Genomic DNA, 22,346 nt, shown 5'->3' with positions numbered 1-22,346 from the left:
ATCAATAACCACTTTTAATAACTAACTTTGAAAACGCTTTTACAGCTCTCGCTGCTATCGTTCGCCAGCTAATCGCCTGGTCACTTTGCCACGGAATTAGGTGGTCAACATCCCCGGAATATCAAAAGAGTAATCTGTAAGATCAATTTGAGGCTTTTGCCCATTGTAGCCGGGGCGGAAAAATTTAGAAATATCAATAATTGATGGATAGTTAGATATGGACGGAAATCCAGAATTCCCGATAGTCAAATTAGGGTACTCTTTAAAAGAATCTGGCAAAAAAGAATTTTTAACTACTGGCTGAATAAGGGGCAATATTTTTTTCACCAGCTTCGAAAGCTCTTTAAAAAATTCAGGATCTCGATACATACTCAAATATAAAAATGAAACACTATTTTTACTATATATAACTAACATAATGGGCTATGAGCGGGCAATCAACTTAGCATACGATGAGGTTGCTGATGAAATATTGAATGCGGAAAATATTTTTCGTTCTGCAAAGGATTCATTTGAAATAAGGAGGCAATACCATACCGGAGAAATTAAGCTAAGTTGTGTTGAATGCAGACAAACTTTAGGGGTCTCAACAAGCAAATATGACCGGCTTTTCTTTAAGCATCATCCTAATGCTGATTACTGTATCTTGAAAGATGAGAGTCTCACTCCTTATGAGATGTTTCAGCTCGATGAACTTCATAAGTTTAGGGAAAGTGATCGACACAAGTTTTTAAAAAGCAAGATCGCTCAATTATTAAAAGATGAAGACGGCGTCGATCCAGCAAGCGTCATTGCTGACAAGAAATTTTTCTTTTCTGGCAAGGAAAAAAGACGACCTGATGTGTATGCTATTTTCAGAAACCGACAACTCGTCTTTGAGATACAGCTATCCAACCTTCCATTAAAGTACATCTTAGACCGATATAATTTTTATAAGGATAAAGGCATGTATCTAATATGGATCTTGGACGACTTTGATGTACAATCCCAGACGCAAATGGTTAGGGATGTTAAATACCTCAATTCATACCACAACTTCTTCAATCTTGATGAAAATGCAAAAGCGTTTGGGTTAAGTTGTACCTATAAAAAACCAGTTATTAATTCAAAGGAACAGATTGTGACACCTTGGATAAAGGAAACCGTGAGGCTACAATGCTTGCGTTTCGACCCCGAAACAGTACAAGCTTACTACTTTGATTTTGAGCTGGAAAAGCGTTTACAGGAACAACGCCTCAGGGAGATTATCGCTGAGCGAAAGGCATCAGAGGAAAAGCAGCGAGAACTTGAACTTCAACAAGAAAGCGAGTTCAAAGCCAATCACATTATAAAAGAGATAGCTCGTTACAAACGTTTGGGATGGTCATATCATGATTTTGATGAAAAGTTTGATGATATGGATGAATATGATCTTGATAACTTAAATCGGCTATTGGGGTTCAATGAGAAGTGTAAAGATGGTAAGCCACTTTTTAACTATTACTTCGCGACGCTAAAAAAGGGAGAACACAATTTCGGAAGCTTTTTAATGAATGAAAAAAGGATTGAAGTAAATGTTGATCTGATTGATAATGGAGGAAATACAATATTTCATGACCTGATAAGAAATGACAATCTTATCTACAAATACGGGCTTATAAAAGGGCTACTAAAACGTGGATATCAACTTCAGCCCGAAGATTTTAAGCTTTATAATGAAAGAGGTAGAAATACTCCTTTGGAAACTGAAGCTGAATTACTACTCTTTGAATTTGCTTGTAAAGTAAAGCAGCCTTATCTTATTGACACATTATATTACCATGACAGGGTGTTTTTTACTATTGCCAGTGCGAAGGAAGGCAAAATGATCAATTTCCGTTTAAAGGGTTTCAAAAATTTAGCCATAAATGCAATATCGAACTATCAAAAACACTGGGTTTATCTTGAACTCGCTTTTAAGCATTACGGGGTGTGGAACGAGATCATAAATAACGACACTAAGGATACCTTTAAAAAAAAATTAGCAAATTTTTATGGAAGCATGCCCGTTCAAGATCATAGTATTGACAAGGCAGTAAAAATCTTATTTCCTGAACTTTTTAGGTGAATGCAAAAGTTTGCTTTCCCAATTGATTATCCGAATAAATCTCTAATCACACTCAAATCTTAAGCAAATCAAAATTTATCACAAAGCTTTGTGATAAAACTTTGAAGATGAATTTATTGCAATGAATGGAAAGAGATAATTAGCTGAAAATGTGTAATGAAATTGTTTTTCGAGAAAAGGCTTTGTATCTACCTAGATCAATTCGCTGTCAGTAATTTAGTCGACGGAGCAGAATACTGGTGTGACTTAAAGGAAGTGATACTTGACGGCGTGAGCCGAGGGAGAATAATATGTCCTATACCATTCGAACACTTGCTTGAAACCTCTGCCCGAACTCCTGACAAAGCGCTCGCTAATCATGATTTCATGAAGGTAGTATCAGATGGGTATTTTTTTAAAACGGAAGCTTTAATCACTGCTCAACTTCTTATTTCCAAAATAAGAAAGAATAACCTTACTTTCAATACATTTTTAACAAATAAGATAAAGAAAACATTTTCGTACATAGACTCTATTCAGGTATTTAAAGAACGTAGCGAACAGTTTAAGTTAATGGTAGATGAAGGAACGGCCGGATCGAATTCTTTTAAAGAGCTACTTCGTGAGCAAAAGCTCGACGAAAAACAATACCAGGCGATGCTTAATGCACACATATCATTATCTACTTATGAACTTCGTGGCAGGCTGAAGGAGTTGATCGAAAAAAAAGGCATTGTTATCAGGGGGTGTTAACTTTCAGTCAAAGACTGTAGCGCATTGGGTTGATTATTTGCTAGATGCAATGATGAAGATCAACAAGATGAAGATTGATGAAGCAAAAGCTGTCCTTGCACACCTTGACAGGCATGGCTATGACGAAATATCTACTTTGAATGTTCGGTCTACATTGACCGCATATAGTGCAGTTATGCAGAAAAAAGAGACCGTTAATGATCAAATTGATATTATGCGGATTAGTAAAGGTATCCAGATTTCAGATATAATGTTCTTAGACAAAGAACGAAAATTTGAGTTAAATAGAACTAAACTTGCGGATAAATATCAAGTAAAGCTATTTTCTGGGACTAAAAAAGACGTTATAGATTGTGTAACCTTTCTCGCTGATTTCGTTGGAAAAGGAGCATAATGGTTTTATAAATTGTTGCTATTGAATGGTGAAATTCAATGGAAATATGTGTTAAACTTGCGAATACTTTCAGTGAAAAAATGCATAAGCTTTGTTATGAAATTCCAAAGTGGTATATTTACATATACCAAGTTTTAAACTTAAGCTACCTAAAATTGATGTTATGAATTCTACAGATATCGAAGTTACACTTAAAAATGAGAAATATCTGGTTACCGTTAAAAACCTGCGTTCCAGAAATTTTAGCAAAAACTTGCCTTTCCTGATCTTATCAGAGCAATTGCCGGAAGGACAGGTTTATCGTGAATTTCCAGACGGTCGTATAGAACTTCAGGAAGTGTCAGCGAGGGGGGCCAAATACCAATCTAAGGTTATCCAAGTTCTCAAGGCTAATGAGGCTGACCGTGTTCGCGAAGAATATGGATTACTCTAAACCAACGCTATTAGTTATTTCTGGTCCTAACGGTGCTGGTAAATCAACTCATATCCAATCCATGCTTCCTGAGGTATTCACTGGTATTAGGTCTTTCGACCGTGATCAAGCGAGATCTGAATTCGAGGCAGAGTTAAACGCTGAGCAGTTTCCAAAGGCATCTATTGCAAGGCGAGCGACAGAAATGATGGAGGCTAAACTCGTTGCAGAAATGAAACGAGCCATTGCAAAAAAAGAGCATTTCGTTTTGGAGACCCCTTTATCGCATGGGGATTATTGGAGGTATTTGGACTTGTTTGAAAATAACGGATACAATATCCAATTAAATTATTTATGCTTAGATAAGGTCAGTGATTGCGTGGCACGCGTAGGACAACGGGTTTTGGAAGGCGGACATTATGTTGCGCCCGATACGATAAAAGGAGTCTACGAGAAAAATCTGGCTCATATTAATGATTATCGGAGAACTTTCAAGATAATTGAGTTATACGACGGCATGAAGATACCAACTCTTCTGGCACATTTGGAAGATGATCAAGTTGATATAGCAACAGATGAGGCTCTGAAAAAGAAGTGGCTAAAAAATGGTCTACCCGACATCGCTTCAAAAATTACAGTTTTCAAAAATTCGCAAAAGCCTACGGTTAAGAAATCTCCTCGGAAGCGTTTGGGTATTTAGATCAATACATAAGATTCCTACTTCTTTTGATATCTGACGTAAATATTTAAGATCTAAGATTTTTGCATTAGCTTTTAAGCAAGAATTTCTTCCATTTGCTGACGATTACCAACTGTTTGTCAGTATAGCTAATAGTCATTATTATAGGTCTCCTCTCGTCCGAAAGCGGAGTATGGAGTGCGCGTATGAGCAAGAAATCATTTTCCAAGGGTACGTTAATCAATGCTTAAGAGTTAAAAATTGTTACTTTAGGCAAGAAATGCTATCTTTATATAGTACAAAAACAGCATAATTTTAGGGTGAAATATTGCCCGTTAGTTAGCGCTCGGTGAGTAAGGTATTATGTCAGCATAACTATACTGATGGTCAGTAGTTTACGCGAAAAATAAATCATTTTCGTGTCTCCTCCGGCTCCACCTAAAGCAGTATCAAAAAGCACTAAAACCCCTCATACGCTACGCATGGGGGTTTTTTGTTTTAGTTTGGTGCCGTTTGCTGACGGTTGATTGCCCATTTTTGCTTCTATTAACGTCGAGGTTAATCGTTCGAGTCCTGAATGCAGAAAATTTAACCTTCTGTCTACTTATTGGGTTGCATTGATAAAGAACTGTAACAAAGTTGTTTTACTGTTATTTAATCGTTTTAAAAGATTAGGTTTACTATTCACCTCAATCTTAAATCAAATTATCATGCCAACCCCATTTAGTGATCTTACTGGAAGCCCTTATGATAACGCCGCCTTAGGCGCCAATTTAGCTAAACAAACGGTCGACTTCGTTATATCAATTAGCGCTGGTGTTATTACAGCCAAACCGACTGTAGGCTCCGGGTTAAGTGTATATACCGGGACGGACGCTTTTACAGTTATTCAGTCAGCTATAACCGCCTTATCGGTAGGAAAAGGGGGAAGTATTTTTATTAGCAATGGGCAATACTTTTTAACTAATGAATTAACCATCACAGGATGGGATACGAGCCGACCGACCAGCAGCCAACTGGTTATTCAAGGTAATGGTAGTTCAACTGTAATCATTCAAAATACGAGCGGCAAGAATGGCATTGTGGTTAAGAATCAAGTTTCCATCGTTTTTAGAGACTTTTCCATGTATACCGGCTCCGGCGCCAAATCAGGCATACTATTAGATGATTCCGGCTCCGTATCAGAAGTTTCTGTATGGGGTGGAACTATTGATAATATCTTTATTCAATCGAATTCAACATCTCAGCCAGCATTTTACGCTAAAAACTTTTTCGACCTGGAGGTACCCCATCTTACAGCACTAAATGATAGCAATCATGGTATAATTTTAGAGAATACCAGTTTAACGGTAAATTATGGCAATAGCAATTTTGGTTTCGTTAGAACGACTGCTAAATTAACAACTCCTTACGCTGGTCTGTATATTAAAAGCTCGAATTCTAACGGAAGCAAATCGATTAACTTATGTACTTTCCAAAACTACGAATGTAGTATAGCTTATCGCGGTATTTGGTCTACATCAATGTGGCAAATGACCTTCGTACTTGTAGATATAGAGGGCTTACCCCAACCGATATACCTAGATGGGTCTACAACGCTAGGATTCAGTCGCTGGAATAATTTTCTGAGCGGTTATTTACTTCCTCAGGGGGCAGGCGCCGTAGGTATAACAACCACTCTTTATACAGGGGGCAACAAATTTTCATTGTACGTTGAGGATGATAATGCCATTCCACCATTTATTGATGGTCAGATGTATGCACCAGTGAACAGCTTTGACATTACTTGCGGGGGCTTAGGTGTTCCTGATATTACAATTGCAACGCCTTTGACTACACCTGTTTTAATTAAAACTACACCAGGCACAGTCATCAATAATTTACCTTCTGGCACTACGGTGGCTACAAAACCACCAGGCGACAGTACAGCATCGCCTGCAAGCACTAATTTTGTAACCTCAGCAATTTCTGTAAGTGTTACAAAGCGTATAGCTTCCTGGGAGGCGCAGGGAAACAACACTGCAATAAACCAATTAGGTCTTGGATTAAATATCCAGGGTACAGCTACATTACGAAATGTAGCGCTTACTAATTCGTATACCCGGTTACGGAGACTTGGATTTATAGGTGGATCAGGGGTTAATTCACCAGGAGGGCTAATAGGCAACGGGCAATTTAATCAAGTAGAAGGATTTTCGGTCAGACTGGTTTTCTCCATACAACAATACAACTCAGGGCATAGCTATGTTGCCGGCATAGGTAATTCGTATACCTCATCAGTACAGCCATCCACTTTGGTCCAAAGTCTAAAAATGTACGCCGATGTAGGTGATACCAACTTTAAAATTATGGGAGCTGGCAATACATTAGGAGCTGCAATTAACCTGGGAGCAAATTTTCCAAGCAATACCTCTGCTACTGACGTGTATGATGTAACGTTTACTTTACTAGCCGGCGGCACAACTGCTACTTATCTTGTTAAAAGGATAGGCACAGCCTTTATCGCATCCGGAAATATTGTAACCGTTCCTAACTCCTTTAATCTACTTGCCACTTGGTGCGTAGCCAGTAATCATGCTTCAGGAATCTCAACTTCATTAGATATTGCAAGAGTATCCGTGACAACCGATAACTAAATACTAATTTTGAGTTAGCCTTTCTTTTTCCTGTATTTAAAATACTTTAAGTAACCTTTTAATTGTTCCTAATATTACTAAATCAGCTGTAATTGTTCACAACAAACATTGATGGAAATCTTATGATTAATTACTATTTTTATTCAAAGATTTAGAGTCAAAATGTTTTCATTGTGTGATTCATAAAGTGTTTAAAAATAGTTTTATATAATTTACAAATAATGAATACGTTGTGAACTGAGTTCATAACCGTTACAAAGGCTTATAATTTGGTAAAGGTTGACGCTGTTTTTAATATATCTCGCTATAAAACTTGTTCCTTTCGATAAGAAACGCTATATTAAACATACATATATAGCGTAATCTAAGGGTTAACTAATGGCCATTAGTTAGCATTCTTCAAGTAGGCATTAGGGCAACATACTAATAGTCAGCATTTTACGGAAATTTAATTCTATTTTTCGTTTCTCCTCCTGCTCCAATAAGGCAGTATAAAAAAGGACTAAAATGCCTCATACGCAACGTATGAGGCATTTTAGTCCTTTTAGTTTGGTGTCGTTTGCTCACCATTTAGTACTCATTTTAGTGAGCATTTCGATTTAACGTAGAATGCAGAGCACCTATTTGTGTGGTCATTTTTCATAATACAGGTTAAAGTTCAATGAATTGACATCGTCAAAGTGTACCGGATCCGGGTAACTAGTTTTTGATTTCCCACTTCTCAATTGCTTTATACAGCGTGCTATAGGCGGGGCAGCTTTTTTATAATTTCCAGATATCCATATCAATTGGTTGAGTTATTATACCTGTTTCGGTATAGATGCAAAAGGTGTTCTATTTCTGCACGGCTAACGGCGTATGACGTTAACTTTAAATCTTCGTTACCTTTTGGAAGATGATAAAATAAAAAATCTGATTGTGCGCTGGGATCAATTGAACGCTGAACAATTCTTTCGTTATGAATATCAGACCAGGCGCTAAATCCTTTGTAAACCGTCTAAATACCTTCTTCGATAATAATAAGTGTTGGCATTCGGATGAACCTATCACGTATAAAAGTGAACATCGTATGTAATAAAGTTGCGATCACTACACCAGCTAAAATTTGAGCCCAAAAACGTACGTCTACGGGTGCGTACAGCATAACAAGTATGCCTAAAAAACACGTGATAATTGGAGAATAAGGTTAAAAATATAGCCTAGGAAATGCCAATAATGGTTTCGGCTGGCAAACGGGCGTTGTCGGCAAAACTAACAGGGCTATGGAATTTTTGTTGTAGCTGCGCCCATTCCAGTCGCTCCGCCCTGTTTGTAATTAATATTCTACCGATGATCAGGTTTCCCTCAAAGTAAAGTGGCTTAAGTCAGGCTATTTTACGTAATTCTTGCACATCGCTGCAATGGGCAAATGCCCGTAGCTTCCATTTTGTAAGTCTTTGGCTCCAAAACCAAAATGGCAGGACAATCCCCATTAGAAATAAAACCAGGCTGGCTAAACCAAGGATAAGCAGCGGCTGCGCTGATTCATTCGTATAATTACGAACTACCAGATGAAGTAAAGCTAAAGGTGCAATTAAGGCTAACAGTCGGCCCCACATGAGCAGTCTTGGCAATAAGGTGTCTTTACGCCCCTGTTTGATCGTCTCCTTTAAGCAGCTGTTTTTATTTACGAAATAAAGCCGACATAGTTTTTATATTTCCTGTACAAACATTTTTACCTCATAAGTGACAACATTAAGAAAATGCCGTTTTGGCCGTTAGTTTATTCATCCTGCTATACGGTATAAATTCTTTATAGAAAACCGCCGAGAGTGAAGTATGAAATGAGCGAATTTGGCAAAACACTGATTGCGGTATTGAAAGCGTTGCATGACTGGGAGACCCAGATGGAATAACCGGCCGCCAGTTGTGTCTGGGAGCCGTTTATTCGTTAATTACGATGGTTCATCGTAATCTAAACTATTAGGTGTTCTGCTTAAAAATAAGGACGTATGATGTAATTACGGTGGATTTAGCTATGTGTTACTTTGCTTTTTTCTTCGTTTATCTCCATCATAACGTCAGCAAAGAGTCTGGTCGATTTGATTCTGTCTTCAGGGGCGTAGGTTGCCGATGCCAAGATCAACTCATTCACTTGCGTTTGTGTAATAAAATTCTTCACCAGCGTTTTAACAGTTTCTTTATTGCCTACAAAAGAATATTTGAGCATTTGCTGCACGGCAGGATGCTTCAATATGTCTTTCAAATCATCCGTCATCTCAGTGGCTGGCTGTAAGGCTTGCGTTTTGCCGGTCAGTACGCCTACAAACATCCTGATCATGGTAGTGAACAATCTCTCGGCTTCTTCATCGGTATCGGCAACAAATACATTTACACCTGCTATAATATAAGGTGTTTCGAGAAACTCAGAAGTCTGAAACTCTTCCCGGTAAATATCCAGCGCCTGCAGTAAATGGGTAGATGCAAAATGACTGGCGAAGGCATAAGGTAAGCCCTTAGCTGCTGCCAGATGAGCACTATCGGTACTGGACCCCAAGATATACAACGGTACACCAGTGCCTTCGGCAATGGCTGCCCTTACTTTCGAATTGCTGTTGGCTCCCGAAAAGTAGTGTTGGATTTTGGCAATTTCTTGAGGGAAAGATTGTGCTGCCCGCATGAAATCTGACCTGATGGCCTGTGCGGTGTCTGTGTCCGTTCCGGGCGCTCTGCCTAAACCCAGGTCAATACGTCCCGGATATAAGTGTGCCAGTGTGCCAAACTGTTCTGCAACTACTAAAGGCGAGTGATTGGGCAACATAATACCACCCGACCCAAGCCTAATGGTATGAGTGTTTTCTGCTACATAGCCAATAAGCAACGGTGGAACGTTGCTGCCTATATAGGGAGAGTTATGGTGCTCAGCAAACCAATAGCGTGTATAGCCCAGCGCCTCGGCTTCTTTGGCCAAGGCCAATGAATTATTAAGCGTTTGTTTGATGGTGCTGCCCTGCGAAACAAGCGCCAGGTCTAACATCGAATAAGCAATTTCTTCTTTTTTCATAGTGTGTTGGCCAATGTTTGCCGTAAAGGAAACTGTGTTCTTATTCTACCTATATAACGGCTAAAGCCTCGGGTGCAAATTTACGTCGGATTGCCTTACTTGATGGTGCGATTAAACCAGCGTAAAGTAATATTTAAATCAAAGGATTGCAATGAAAGCTGTCTATCTATTTTAAAGTAAATTACTCTCTCAATGTAGTTCTGCCAGAGTTATAAAAGCGTATAATTTTAATTACCAGTGTATTTCAACCAAGTATAAAAACCGTTTACAAGTTCATGTAATCTAAAAGTCCTGATCAGTTTGTCTGCAAACTAAGGTTGTCATTTTCCGTTTTAAATTCATGGCTAAATCTGATAAGGAATTTCCTGGCTTCGTTAGGGTACGCGGCGCACGCGAGCATAACCTTAAAAATGTGAGCCTGGATATCCCTCGCAATGCATTGGTGGTATTTACGGGCATTTCGGGCTCAGGGAAATCTTCGCTGGCTTTCGGTACCTTATACGCGGAGGCGCAACGCCGTTACTTGGAATCTGTTTCGCCCTATGCCCGGCGTTTGTTCAATCAAATGGCTATTCCGGAAGTAGATGAGATTGAAGGCCTGCCACCTGCAGTTGCCTTGCAACAACAGCGCGGAGCGGTAAGCACCCGCTCATCTGTGGGCAGCGTAACCACCTTATCTAATTTACTGCGCATGCTTTATTCCCGTGCCGGTGATTATCCTAAGGGACAAGGCATCATCTACGCTGAATCTTTTTCGCCCAATACGCCTGAAGGTGCATGTACCGAATGCCATGGCTTAGGCCGCGTTTACGAGATTACGGAAAAAACGATGGTGCCTGATGATAAGCTTACTATCCGTGAAAAAGCGATCGCTGCCTGGCCCTCGGCCTGGCAGGGGCAAAACCAGCGGGATATTCTGACCACCATGGGTATCGATATTGATACGCCCTGGAAAAATCTCCCTAAAAAAGACCGGGACTGGATTCTGTTTACCGAGGAACAGCCGGTAGTACCGGTTTACTCCGGCTACACGCACGAAGAAATTCAGCGGTTTATCAAAAATAAACGCCAGCCCGATTATATGGGAACGTTTACCGGTGCCCGCCGCTACGTGCGGCATACCTTTGCCAACTCGCAAAGCGCACTGATGAAAAAACGGGTAAGTCAGTATATGCTCAGCAGTGAATGCCCGCTTTGCCATGGCAAACGGCTTAGGCAGGAATCACTATCAGTTAAGTTCGCTAATTTTGATATTGCTGAACTATCAAGGCTATCGCTGGAAAAGTTGGCAGCGATATTTGCGCCGTACGCAAATGGCGAGGCTGCTTCTTTTAAAAAAATGATAGCTGCGCATCCGGAAAAGGTAGTGGTTGCCAGACGGATCGCTGAAGATTTTGTGGCTCGTTTACAGGTAATGCTTGACCTTGGGTTGGGTTACCTGACTATCGAAAGAAGTACGCCCACGTTATCTCCGGGCGAATTGCAGCGATTACGTTTAGCTACACAGGTGCGTTCTAATCTGTTCGGGGTTGTTTATGTATTGGATGAGCCGTCGGCAGGTTTGCATCCCGCTGATACCGAAGCGCTCTTACGCGCTTTGGATAAGCTGAAGGCTTCCGGCAACTCATTGTTCGTGGTGGAGCATGAAATAGATGTGATCCGCCATGCAGACTGGATTGTAGATGTTGGCCCGGCAGCCGGTGAAAAAGGCGGGCATATTTTATACAGCGGCTTACCAGAAGGCTTGCGCGATGTAAAAGAATCGCTGACCCGTCATTACATATATGAGGATGCGGTTAAACGTATCAGCGATCCGCGTATTCCAAAAGACTGGTTAAAACTGGAAGATATCAGCCGGAACAATCTTTCTAATTTGAATGCAGCCTTTCCATTAGGTGTGTTAACAAGCGTAACCGGTGTTTCAGGTTCAGGTAAAAGCAGTTTGGTCAGTCAGGTATTGGTGGAACTGGTAGCAGAACAGTTAGGGCTACAGGTTGACATCACCGCTGATACTGAAGAGGATCCGCTGGAACAATCCGAAGTGCAGACGCTTGGTGGTAAGATCACCGGCGGCATGAAGGGGATCAAAAGATTAGTAGTGGTTGATCAAAAACCCATAGGCCGCACGCCGCGCTCCAATCTGGCCACTTATACGGGCTTGTTCGATCATGTACGTAAATTATTTGCCGCAACACCGGCGGCTAAAGCCCATAAATTTGACGCTGGTCGCTTTTCATTCAATGTTGCCAAAGGACGCTGCCCGCACTGCGAAGGTGAAGGAATGGTGATGGTAGAACTACTGTTCCTGCCGAGTGTTTACACACCTTGCCCAACCTGCGGCGGCACCCGTTATAACCCTAAAACATTAGAGGTGCAATACAAAGACAAGAACATTGCGGAAGTGCTGGGACTTACCGTTGATGAAGCAGCTGGCTTTTTCGATGAAGAAGCCGTTATTAGCCGCGCGCTGGAAGTGGTATGTGAAGTTGGCTTAGGTTATCTTCGATTGGGACAACCGGCTACAGAGTTAAGCGGCGGTGAGGCACAGCGCATCAAACTCGCCACCGAACTGCAACGTGCCCAGCATGGCCAGACCTTATATATATTGGACGAACCTACCACCGGCCTGCATCCGTCTGATGTGGAGCGTTTACTCCTGCAATTGAACCGTTTGGTTGATGCCGGAAATACAGTAATCCTGGTAGAGCATGATATGGATGTTATCGCTGCCAGCGATTGGGTAATAGACATCGGCCCTGGTGCTGGTGATACCGGCGGTAATATTGTTGCAGAGGGTAGACCGTCAGATATGGTTAAAAATAAAAAGAGCCGCACGGCGCCTTATTTGGCTAAACACTTATGAAAGCATGTACTCCTTTTGATCTTATTTTTCCATTTTTCACGCAATAAATTAAGTTACGGAATCAGATGCTCTTTCCTGGGCCTGGCTACTTAAAAATTGCGTCACTTAGGTAAGTTCCAAAGTCTAATAATTCGTTGGATACTTGTTACGGCCGGTGATTCAAAACACCCCGCTTCATTCACTTGCATCTAAAATCTCTATTACTTTCCACCGTGGAAAACATTGACCTAAAACCTAGTTAATGTGAGAATGTGCTGTGTTAGGAACCCAAATTCTACCCACTTATCTGTGCATTAAATTCTTCTAAGTTGTTTTCAAGCATGAATATCAACATCCTCCTGTCATAAGAAAAAAAAATGCATGTCGATTTTACTCATAATGAAGTTCACTGCATTATAAGTAAAAAGCACTGTTTAACGTTCGGAATGGCTGTAATATACAATACGGAAACATGCAGATAAGCCATTACACCAAAACACTTGTCTGGGGCACCATATACTTTCCGCATGCAAGCTGATAACAGCTGTCACAAACGCGCTTGGATCATAAAATAACTTTTATATAACACGTATCATAGGTATGATGCATTATGTAGTTGTAGGACTGTACGATTCTGTAAGCTCTTTATTAGAAATTTACCTTTGCGATAAAATGCTCTACGTAGTCCTTTTGCCTTAAGGCATTCTCCTTCCCTATTCGCTTGACGAATAAAATGATGTAGAGTTAGTATTTGTCAAATATTGGCTTGTCTCTTGGCGTCCATAAACATGCTTTTTGCCCACAGGCTTTTAACGCATTATTGGCCCAGGTGTTACAGGTGTAAAAAAGATTATATCGTCTTTTGGCCTCATAAAATGCATCATGATCGTCATAATTGGCGTTGGTCTTGATATTAATCACACGGCCGTTTGTATCTGTTTCCAGGCTGTTTTCGATATACTCTATCAGTCTTAAATACTGTTTGCTGCTAATCTGAATCTTTTTACAAGACGGACTTTCTTGCAAGCTGTTATGAAATGTTGCATGTATGGCCGAACTGCTTAAACCAAAGGCAGCCTTAAAAGCAACGCTGAATTTTAGCTGTGCCCAGGTAGGCGTATTTAAATAAAAACCCTTGTCGCCCCAGCCAAAGGCTACCCATCTCGCATTGATATCGGGATTGACAACGTTGTTGAAACTGATTTCATTACTCCAATCTTTATGTGCTGTTTTTATAGGCACCACAATGTCTGTATGCACACCATTTGTGAGTATATAGATTGTAACATTTCTATTTAATTCGGTTTCTGCTGGCACGCTGATGGTGGGTATAGTAAAGGCAGCAATTAAATAAACAGCCACAAACCCCAAAAGGCTTAGCGCAGTGTACAGTATAATTTTAAATAGCTTTTTCAAATGTTTGATTTATTGGTTTAAACTTAATACACTTTTGAAGCCAAGGTAACCCGGCATTTGATAAACATGTATTAAAAAGTGCAAAGCTTGCGGCTGTTAGGCGGGCATGGAACTGATCAGGTCAACTTTGTGCACGCAAAACTTTTGAAAGTTTTCTCTATGATTTGAAGATCATATATTATCGTTGGCAGCTATTTTATTTACGACACCGACTATGTTTATTTAAATACTTGATTCATTAGTACTAAATGTATAGATGTTAGCCCATGTATCAACGCTATACTTCCAAGCGGCTAATCTTATGACTTGCCCACTGTAGCTTTCCCACAATGGACATAATTCGAACCATATCTTAAATAATCTGAAAGTGTTAGAAGCCTATAAAGAACGTAACCTTAGTCCACAACTTTGCTTGGCTATTCCCGTTAATTTTTAACGTCAATCAACATCTCATATTTTAGCAAAAAAAAAGCGTTGATTAACTAAACTGCAATGTATTTACTTGATGTACACTACATTTCACTGCTTGATCAGTAAATTGGAGGCGTTATGAGAAACGCCTACAATCATGGTGGGAGAATCCATGGGCATAGACAAGTAGCTTAGAAAGCAAACAAGCCATTCCGTTGCCATTTTGACTATAACATATGTTTGGTTATTAAAAAATCCATCAATTCTCTAACAAAACTAAATTGCACTCGCGCTCAATACTCCCCAGCTTAATTACCCATTTTTGGTTTAAATAGTTGGAGCAAACGCCATTAAGTTACCGGTTGGAGCGACCAAAAAAAACAGAAAGCATTGGAAAAATGCTAATGATGATGAGAGCCAGACCCGCGTACCGGGCTATTTTCTCCATGAACTGTATCGTATAAGGATTACCATAAGATTTTAACTCTTCAATACCAGTTGCGTTAAGCCCTGTTGAACTGTGGTTTGTCGATCTGAAATCTGAGCGCAAAACCGCTATAATGGATAGAACTGCTCAAATAATGCTCATGGTTTACTTTTTTATGGAGAATTTTAGAGGAGAATTATTGGGTTGACCAAATTATTGTGCTCAACCTTCATTGTCAATTGATCTAATATTAACTTTTATAACACTTATTTATTTAGCAGAACGATGGTCTTTAAACAGCCGATAAATCGAATAGATGCCAGGAACCATCGGCAATATCGCGGTCCACATCCCCGCGAAGTAGTACTTACCAGTAGCAGCGTAATAATAGTTTGGCATATTCAGTATCTGCGTATCCTTAATTGTTCTGCTGATCGCTTGCAGGTTTGTCGGGTCTAATTCTGGCCGTAGCAGCGGAAAGATAAAATGGGTAAACTCGGCTACGCCCGGTCCTATGAAGATGAACCAGGCAACAAACCCGGCGATTGGGATGCGATAATAGAGCCCCAGCGTGGTGAGTGTGTAAATAGTCGGACCTATCAGCGCAAAGACCAGCAAAAAGCTTTGTTCACTCCAGGGTATATTAAAGAGCCTGCTCATGGCCGGCCCGAATCCGGTCAGGTATTCCTCCGCAATATGAATTTGCAAACCTGCAACGGTCAATATAAACAGTGGTAAGATTACAGACGGATTAGCAGGCTTCCGGAGATAGGTAATACACCAGCAAACCAGGGCAATGAGGGCTGATCCCCCCACAATAATGACTGGTGGCAGTCCAATCTTGACATATCCGGCTAACGGCGCTGCCAGGCAAAAGATGACTGCGGTTGCAAGACTTATTTTTTGATTTATATTTAACGTTTGCATCGATGTGGATTTTAGCTGCCAAACCTACCAGATGAAGCGTTCTTATCTTTTTACATAAGTTAAAAAATCACTTCCTTGCCCTGATCCTGCTTAGGGAAACCTGGGTAATGCCAAGATAGCTGGCTAGATCCCCCAGAGTGATCCGTTGCAGCAAAGCCTGGTTGTTCGTAACAAAGCGGGCATAGCGCTCGGCAGGGTTATCTTCGAGCATCTCGGTGATCCTTTGCATCATATGAGTCGCCGCTTTTGCTAGCAACTTACTAAAAAATGTTTCCATACAATGGTGCCGTTGACAAAGGGTTTGTAAGTCATCGTAGGAAAGTGTCGTATAAGAGGTATCCTCTAATGCCACTACTGCGTAGCCAGATGGCTGTTGGTTTCCAAAACTATCCACTACGGTAAAAAGGTTGCTTTCCGTAAAAAACCGCATGATAAACTCTTTGTCTTCTTTAAAGAAAAACGTCTTGGCAAGTCCCTGGTTGATGAAGAACAAATACTTGCAAGTATTACCGTCCTGCAGCAGGTAATGCCCTTTGGCTATATGCTTTGTCGTCAATTTGGTTCGCAGATCGACTTTGGCGCTTTCAGTTAACCCCGTCAAGCGGTTACAGTGTACGATGAAATTTTCCATAATAATGCTTAGACAATATTACAACCTGTCTTTTTAACAATCCTAAAGATCAGCAAAACAACGCAGTAATTTTTGGGATATATATTAATACATTTATAAGCTAATTTATCAGCCCTTGAATTCAGAAGTTCAATCAACAGCACAGAATGCTAAACGTCCTGTGATAAGTAAACTATTGCTTATCTTTGGTCTCGCCATATTACTCTGCGGCGAAGCGTATTTTGCTTACCGCCTGCATATCCTTTCTGCCCAGCAGGAAGAGATCAAAAAAGATTATGCTGCCGCTAACAATATTACCCTTGGCTTATTTTCTGTGGAGGAATGGCATGATGAAATAGCCGGTATTTTAAACCATCAGGTTCGGCATTTCAGTTTAACAACCAAACAAAAGGCCCAACTGCAGAAGGAAGTAGAACAAATCATTCTGGCACTGATCAACAAAGCCGAAGCTTTGGTTGAAAAGCCGCAGAAATCGATTGGCGGGAAAATCAAAAGATTTGCTGTAAAAACCTTTGTTAAAACAGACAAAATCAAGGCAGAGGTGCCTGCGTTTGCACGGATGGTTATTGCCAAGGTAGATAACCCCGCAAATAAAAATCAAATCAGCAAAATGGCCATGGGAAAGGTTGCTGCGTTGGAACGCACGCCATACCTGGACAGCACCATCAAAGCCAATCATGCGATCACCGGCAGCCTGTATAAGAAATATCAGGTTACTGACCGCGATGAATTAAATAAGCGTCTTAACCGGTCTCTGGACCAGATACGTACGACGATGTATACTTTTTCATCGGTTATGCTGGGCATCGTCCTGGCTGTGCTGCTCTTATGGTGGCTGCTCCGGAAGAACACCGCATTACATGCAACATTATTCATTATGTCGCTGCTTTTTGCCTTTATCCTGCTAGGCGTTGGCCTTACCGCATCCATGATCGAGGTGGATGCCCGCATCAAATCGCTCGACTTCATGCTGCTGGGTGAGCATGTCGTGTTTAAAGATCAGGTGCTGTTCTTTCAAAGCAAAAGTATCCTGGATGTTGTACATGTGCTGATCAGCCAGCCCAAAGTGGATTCAATTCTGGTGGGTGTATTAATCATGGTCTTCAGCATCCTCTTTCCGATCATGAAGCTATCGTCTACCGGTATACATCTGCTGGGCAGGCGTAAACTGGCTGAAAATAAATTCATCAAATACTTTGCGTTTCAGTCTGGCAAATGGAGTATGGCCGATGTGATTGTGATCGCCATCCTGATGGCCTATATCGGCCTTAATGGCTTGCTGGAAAGCCAGTTAGCGGCGCTGAAGATCAACAGCGATCCCCTGACCATTGTCTCGACGAATAATACGGCGCTGCAACCGGGTTACATCATTTTTATCTGCTTCGTATTATACAGCCTTATCTTATCTACCATTCTAAAATTCATTACACCACATGATGCGCATCAGCCGGTTAGTGCCGATGCTGATTCAACGGTAGATCCTTCCGTAATTGCTGCAGATCCAACAACATTGTCAGAGTCCACGTTTCGTGGAAGCAATATTATCGTGATCATTGCGCTGAGTATCGTTCTTTGTATTGAAGGATTTTGCGGCTACCACCTCAGCTTGTTTTCCCGTCAGCAAGAGCAGTTGAAACAAGACTATAGCACGATCAATAATATTACGTTCGGCATATTTTCCATTGACCAGTGGCGTGAAAAGATCATGGATGTAGTGAACGGCAGGGTCGATAACTTCAAAGTGAGCAGCCAGCAGAAAAAGGCGATGCAGGTACAGGTGGAAAAACAGTTGCACGGACTGGTTGCCAAAACTGCGAAAGAGATTAACAGGCCCCAAAAAACGTTTGCTGGCAAGCTGAAAAAGTTTGCCTTTAATCAAGTTATTGATGTTCGTGAAATCCAGGCGCAGGTACCCTCGTTCGCCAGAACGATCATTACGAAGGTAAACAGCCCGGCCAGTACCAAACGGCTCAAAAACATTGCGACCAGTAAACTGGGACAGCTGGAGCGCCAAACCTATGACAGCACCGGGGAGGCGCACATCATCATGGTTAAAGCCATGTACAAAAAATACCAGGTAAAGAACATAACCGAACTCAACAGTAAACTTAGCCGTCAGTTGGTAGACATTCGTACCGCCAGTTACCATTATGCCTATATCATGTTTGGCTGCGTAGTGCTCGTGACTATTTTGTGGTGGTTGCTTCGTCGTAAAGCACACTTGCAAAACACGCTGTTTGTACTGTCACTGCTCATTGCTTTTGTGCTCTTGGGGGTTGGGGTAACATCCTCCATTATTGAAGTTGACGCGCGCATGGGCAATATGAGCTTTATGCTGCTGGGAGAAAAGTTAGGCTTCGAGAACCAGGTGCTTTTTTATCAGAATAAGAGTTTGCTGGAAGTGATCCAGGTACTGGTGGCGCAGCCTAAACCGGACGCTATACTGGTGGGTGTTTTGCTATTTGTTTTTGTGATCGTATTGCCCATCTTGATCCTGATCGCCGCGGGTCTGCATGTGTTGGGCAATGAGCATTTGGCAGAAAACAAAATAGTGAAATACCTGGCTTTTGAATCAGGCAAATGGAATATGGCTGATGTGATGGTAGTGGGTATTGGCATGACATATATAGGATTGAACGGCATACTGAAAAGTCAGCTCGGGGGTTTGAACATTCATAATGATATGCTGACTACAGTTACCACCAATAATTCATCCTTGCAGCCTGGTTTTTTAGTTTTTGCAGCTTACGTACTCTATGAAATTGTTTTGGTCAGGATGCTGAAGCAGATCACTGCCCGGTCTTCAATTCAACATTAGCAGTAACTAAATGGCAGGACGACCGAATTGCTGTTACGACTAAAGTTATAAGGATTCCTGAACAACGATTGCAGTTTTTTAACATTTTAGAAGCCGTCTGCCGATGAAGTGACTTGCTTCGACAACGGGTGATTGTAGGTCAATCGGCTCTCAAATACAAATTGATTGACGGTCTTTTTTTCCATTACTTGACAAAGGCTCCATGAACTATTTGTTTCACGGATTCCATCGTTTAAAGTTTTGAATCTGCGAAGCCAACTATACTTGTTGCATTTTTAGGATCAAATGCCTCTTCATTACCGTTTCTGTAAATGATTAATTGCAATTCAGTAAGGCATCATGGCAGACGATTAGTTATTTGGAATAGAGTCGAAAAAATAGTAAATTTTGGTTTAGCCACTTATGTAGTTGGTACGCCAAACGAATAATAAATATTTTATTTGATCACTTAACTACTCCCAAATCCACATTTTTGATTAATGCTTCTTTTTCACTTGTTTACTTCCATACCTAATTTACAGGCAATGTAAAGTAAAAACAAGTGTCCTGCTCATCCTTCAATGGCTCAATACTAATCCTGCCACTGTGCCTCATGATGATCTCTGAGTACAAAAAACAGTCCTATTCTGAAACCTTCTACATCCATTGGGGCCGATGCCTCCCTTTAAAATTTTTGAAATGCTTTGGCATGTTAATCCTAATTGAGACCAATCTTGTGATCTATAATTTTGAGCTTTACATTCGATTACGTTTCGTCTAAGTCAATCTGGATATTTTGGTTTTCCGGTGAACATTTGAGTGCATTGTTCATTAAATCCGTCAACACCTGGGCAATTCGGTACCGGTCCGCATGTATAGTGAAAGCTCTAGCAGGGCAGTATACACATAGTTGATAATCTGAAATGATAAGTGTCGGGGTTAACTGATATACGATACTATATTCGAGTTAGTTACACAGTTTTCCGCATACCCTTGGCTCCTTAAAACCGAATTATACGATTCGTTTTTTCTTGTAAATTACAAGTTTTTTAATAATCAAATGCCGCTTCAAATAAAAATAAAGCCGCTGCATAAATAAGTAGGCAGCGGCTCTAAGGTGTGTAATTAATGTAGCAACATTTAACTATCGGCCAGCGCTTCAGCTTCTACCCTACCAGGGTATACCTTTAACGCTTCCTGTAAGCAGTTCATGGCACTTTTCAAATCATTACTATTGAGCACGTAAGCCATACGTACTTCGTTTTGACCTGCTCCTGGTGTGCTATAAAAACCCGTTGCGGGGGCCATCATTACGGTGGCGTTATGGTAGCTAAAGCTTTCGAGCATCCATTGACAAAAACGGTCGGCGTTATCTATAGGGAATTTGGCCACCACATAAAAGGCACCGCCCGGGTTAGGGCAAAATACGCCATCCATTTGGTTAAGGGCATTTACCAGCACATCACGGCGGTGGGTATATTCCTTATTTACCGTTTCAAAGTAGGCATCGGGTGTGTCTACCGCGGCCTCTCCTGCTATCTGCTCCACCAAACCCGGACTAAGGCGGGCTTGTGCAAACTTTAATGCAGCCTTTAACACTTCTTTGTTCTTGGTAATTAAACAACCTAAACGGGCACCGCAAGCGCTGTAACGTTTACTTACCGTATCCATCACAATTACATTTTCTTCCAAACCGTCGAGGTGCATAGGCGATATAAAATCGCGCCCATCATAGCAAAACTCCCGGTAAGCTTCATCCGAAAACAGGTACAAATCATATTTCAATACCAGTTCTTTTAAAGCCTGCATTTCTTTCTGAGAATACAGATAACCCGTAGGGTTGTTAGGATTGCAGATAATGATAGCCTTCGTACGGTCGGTAATCAATTTTTCAAACTCGCTAATGGCCGGCAAAGCAAAACCATTATCGATATACGACAAGATAGGTTTTACCACAATATCGCTCTGGCAGGCAAAACCATTGTAATTGGCGTAAAATGGTTCAGGAATAATTACCTCATCACCCGGGTTTAAGCAGGTCATCATCGCTATGGTAATAGCTTCTGAGCCGCCAGTGGTTACAATAATATTTTCGGGTGCGATGTTGTAATCAAGCTTATTGTAATACTCGGTCAGCTTTTTCCGGTATGATAATGTCCCTTCAGACGCTGTGTAGGCCCAAACTTTAAAGTCTATATTTTTTACCGCATTCAGCATGCCTTCAGGCGTCTCAATATCGGGCTGACCAATATTTAAGTGATATACTTTTTTACCTTCCGATTTTGCTTTTTCGGCAAAAGGCGTGAGTTTACGTATGGGCGAGGCCGGCATGTGCTGCCCTTTGTTAGAGATGATTGGCATTTGACAAAATTACAAAAAAGGCAGTAAACAAATAGGGACGCAAAATTTGCGTCCCTATGAAAGTATCTTTAATTGTTGGGTAATTATCGGCTACTGGCTACTGTTTCAACCACTTCACCTAAAATAATAAGGTTTTTAACCGGCGTTTTTGCATTTGAGGTAACCACAATAGTTTTGCTGAAAGGCGAAGCTACCGCGGCATTATAAGTAATAGAGATCTTTCCCTTAGCACCTTTCATTACCGGGGTCTTGGTATAATCGGCAATGGTACAGCCGCAAGTTGGTCTAACTTCGCTTAAAATAAGCGGCTCTGTACCAACATTAGTGTATTCAAATACAGTAGTTACCGGCTTGCCTTTGGTTATCTTGCCAAAATCATGCTTTTCTTCGTTAAATTTAAACTCAGGTTTTTGACTGTCCTGTGCAGATGCGGTAATAGTAAATCCTAAAATTACGGCGCAAAGTATGATTAGTTTTTTCATATGTATTGCTGTTTGACACAAATATAATTTAATAGTTTAACTTACAACAAAAATGATGCATAGTTTTAAA

Annotated in this window: 16 protein-coding genes; 9 read left to right on the top strand and 7 right to left on the bottom strand. The window is 40.9% G+C overall.

The window, feature by feature from the left end; translation table 11 throughout:
• Positions 1-96 precede the first annotated feature (96 nt).
• Entirely contained in the window at positions 97-417 is a 321-nt protein-coding gene (locus tag IEV61_RS19760) for a hypothetical protein (protein ID WP_188418789.1), read from the bottom strand.
• Between the two features lies 1 nt (position 418).
• Here IEV61_RS19760 and IEV61_RS19755 point away from each other — a divergent pair, with 1 nt between their 5' ends.
• The 7 genes from IEV61_RS19755 to IEV61_RS20805 all read left to right on the top strand — a co-directional run bounded on the left by IEV61_RS19755 (position 419) and on the right by IEV61_RS20805 (position 8,834).
• Positions 419-2,086 (top strand): DUF6035 family protein, encoded by a 1,668-nt coding sequence (locus tag IEV61_RS19755; RefSeq protein ID WP_188418788.1) that lies wholly within the window; start codon positions 419-421, stop codon positions 2,084-2,086.
• 156 nt (positions 2,087-2,242) lie between these two features.
• Positions 2,243-2,818 carry a hypothetical protein gene (locus IEV61_RS19750; RefSeq protein WP_188418787.1) on the top strand — a complete coding sequence of 192 codons (576 nt, stop codon included), beginning with the start codon at positions 2,243-2,245 and terminating at the stop codon, positions 2,816-2,818.
• Between the two features lie 49 nt (positions 2,819-2,867).
• Complete coding sequence (locus IEV61_RS19745; protein ID WP_188418786.1) at positions 2,868-3,212, top strand: hypothetical protein; 345 nt, start codon at positions 2,868-2,870, stop codon at positions 3,210-3,212.
• Positions 3,213-3,375: 163 nt separating this feature from the next.
• A complete protein-coding gene (locus IEV61_RS19740) occupies positions 3,376-3,645 on the top strand; it encodes a hypothetical protein (RefSeq protein WP_188418785.1) in 270 nt (89 codons plus the stop codon).
• Positions 3,632-4,324 carry a zeta toxin family protein gene (locus tag IEV61_RS19735; RefSeq protein WP_188418784.1) on the top strand — a complete coding sequence of 231 codons (693 nt, stop codon included), beginning with the start codon at positions 3,632-3,634 and terminating at the stop codon, positions 4,322-4,324. Before IEV61_RS19740 ends, IEV61_RS19735 begins: the two co-directional genes overlap by 14 nt.
• A gap of 689 nt (positions 4,325-5,013) precedes the next feature.
• Positions 5,014-6,939 (top strand): hypothetical protein, encoded by a 1,926-nt coding sequence (locus IEV61_RS19730; protein ID WP_188418783.1) that lies wholly within the window; start codon positions 5,014-5,016, stop codon positions 6,937-6,939.
• 1,787 nt (positions 6,940-8,726) lie between these two features.
• The gene (locus IEV61_RS20805) at positions 8,727-8,834 is read left to right on the top strand and encodes a winged helix-turn-helix transcriptional regulator (protein WP_373867857.1); all 108 of its coding nucleotides are present in this window, start codon (positions 8,727-8,729) and stop codon (positions 8,832-8,834) included.
• Positions 8,835-8,950: 116 nt separating this feature from the next.
• Here the strand turns inward: IEV61_RS20805 and IEV61_RS19720 are convergent, their stop codons facing one another.
• Positions 8,951-9,982, bottom strand: coding sequence for an LLM class flavin-dependent oxidoreductase (locus IEV61_RS19720; RefSeq protein WP_188418782.1), 1,032 nt, complete (start codon positions 9,980-9,982; stop codon positions 8,951-8,953).
• Positions 9,983-10,322: 340 nt separating this feature from the next.
• Between IEV61_RS19720 and uvrA the strand changes: the two genes are divergently transcribed.
• Complete coding sequence (gene uvrA, locus IEV61_RS19715) at positions 10,323-12,845, top strand: excinuclease ABC subunit UvrA (RefSeq protein ID WP_188418781.1); 2,523 nt, start codon at positions 10,323-10,325, stop codon at positions 12,843-12,845.
• Between the two features lie 723 nt (positions 12,846-13,568).
• On the opposite strand, the gene IEV61_RS19710 is transcribed toward uvrA, so the two are convergent.
• The 3 genes from IEV61_RS19710 to IEV61_RS19700 form a co-directional block, all read right to left on the bottom strand.
• The gene (locus IEV61_RS19710) at positions 13,569-14,240 is read right to left on the bottom strand and encodes a TIGR02117 family protein (protein ID WP_188418780.1); all 672 of its coding nucleotides are present in this window, start codon (positions 14,238-14,240) and stop codon (positions 13,569-13,571) included.
• Positions 14,241-15,348: 1,108 nt separating this feature from the next.
• A complete protein-coding gene (locus IEV61_RS19705; protein WP_188418779.1) occupies positions 15,349-16,005 on the bottom strand; it encodes a hypothetical protein in 657 nt (218 codons plus the stop codon).
• Between the two features lie 67 nt (positions 16,006-16,072).
• Positions 16,073-16,636: a Crp/Fnr family transcriptional regulator gene (locus IEV61_RS19700; protein WP_188418778.1), complete on the bottom strand. Its 564-nt coding sequence runs from the start codon at positions 16,634-16,636 to the stop codon at positions 16,073-16,075.
• Positions 16,637-16,796: 160 nt separating this feature from the next.
• Here IEV61_RS19700 and IEV61_RS20640 point away from each other — a divergent pair, with 160 nt between their 5' ends.
• Positions 16,797-19,454, top strand: a complete 2,658-nt coding sequence (locus tag IEV61_RS20640) for a paraquat-inducible protein A (protein ID WP_229747224.1) — start codon at positions 16,797-16,799, stop codon at positions 19,452-19,454.
• 1,119 nt (positions 19,455-20,573) lie between these two features.
• Here the strand turns inward: IEV61_RS20640 and IEV61_RS19685 are convergent.
• Positions 20,574-21,794 carry a pyridoxal phosphate-dependent aminotransferase gene (locus tag IEV61_RS19685; protein WP_188418777.1) on the bottom strand — a complete coding sequence of 407 codons (1,221 nt, stop codon included), beginning with the start codon at positions 21,792-21,794 and terminating at the stop codon, positions 20,574-20,576.
• Positions 21,795-21,877: 83 nt separating this feature from the next.
• Complete coding sequence (locus tag IEV61_RS19680; RefSeq protein ID WP_188418776.1) at positions 21,878-22,276, bottom strand: DUF1573 domain-containing protein; 399 nt, start codon at positions 22,274-22,276, stop codon at positions 21,878-21,880.
• Between the last annotated feature and the right edge of the window lie 70 nt (positions 22,277-22,346).

Origin of the sequence: Mucilaginibacter galii, assembly GCF_014635825.1 — a bacterium.
GTDB lineage: Bacteria > Bacteroidota > Bacteroidia > Sphingobacteriales > Sphingobacteriaceae > Mucilaginibacter > Mucilaginibacter galii.
This window is presented reverse-complemented; position numbering and strand designations above follow the sequence as displayed.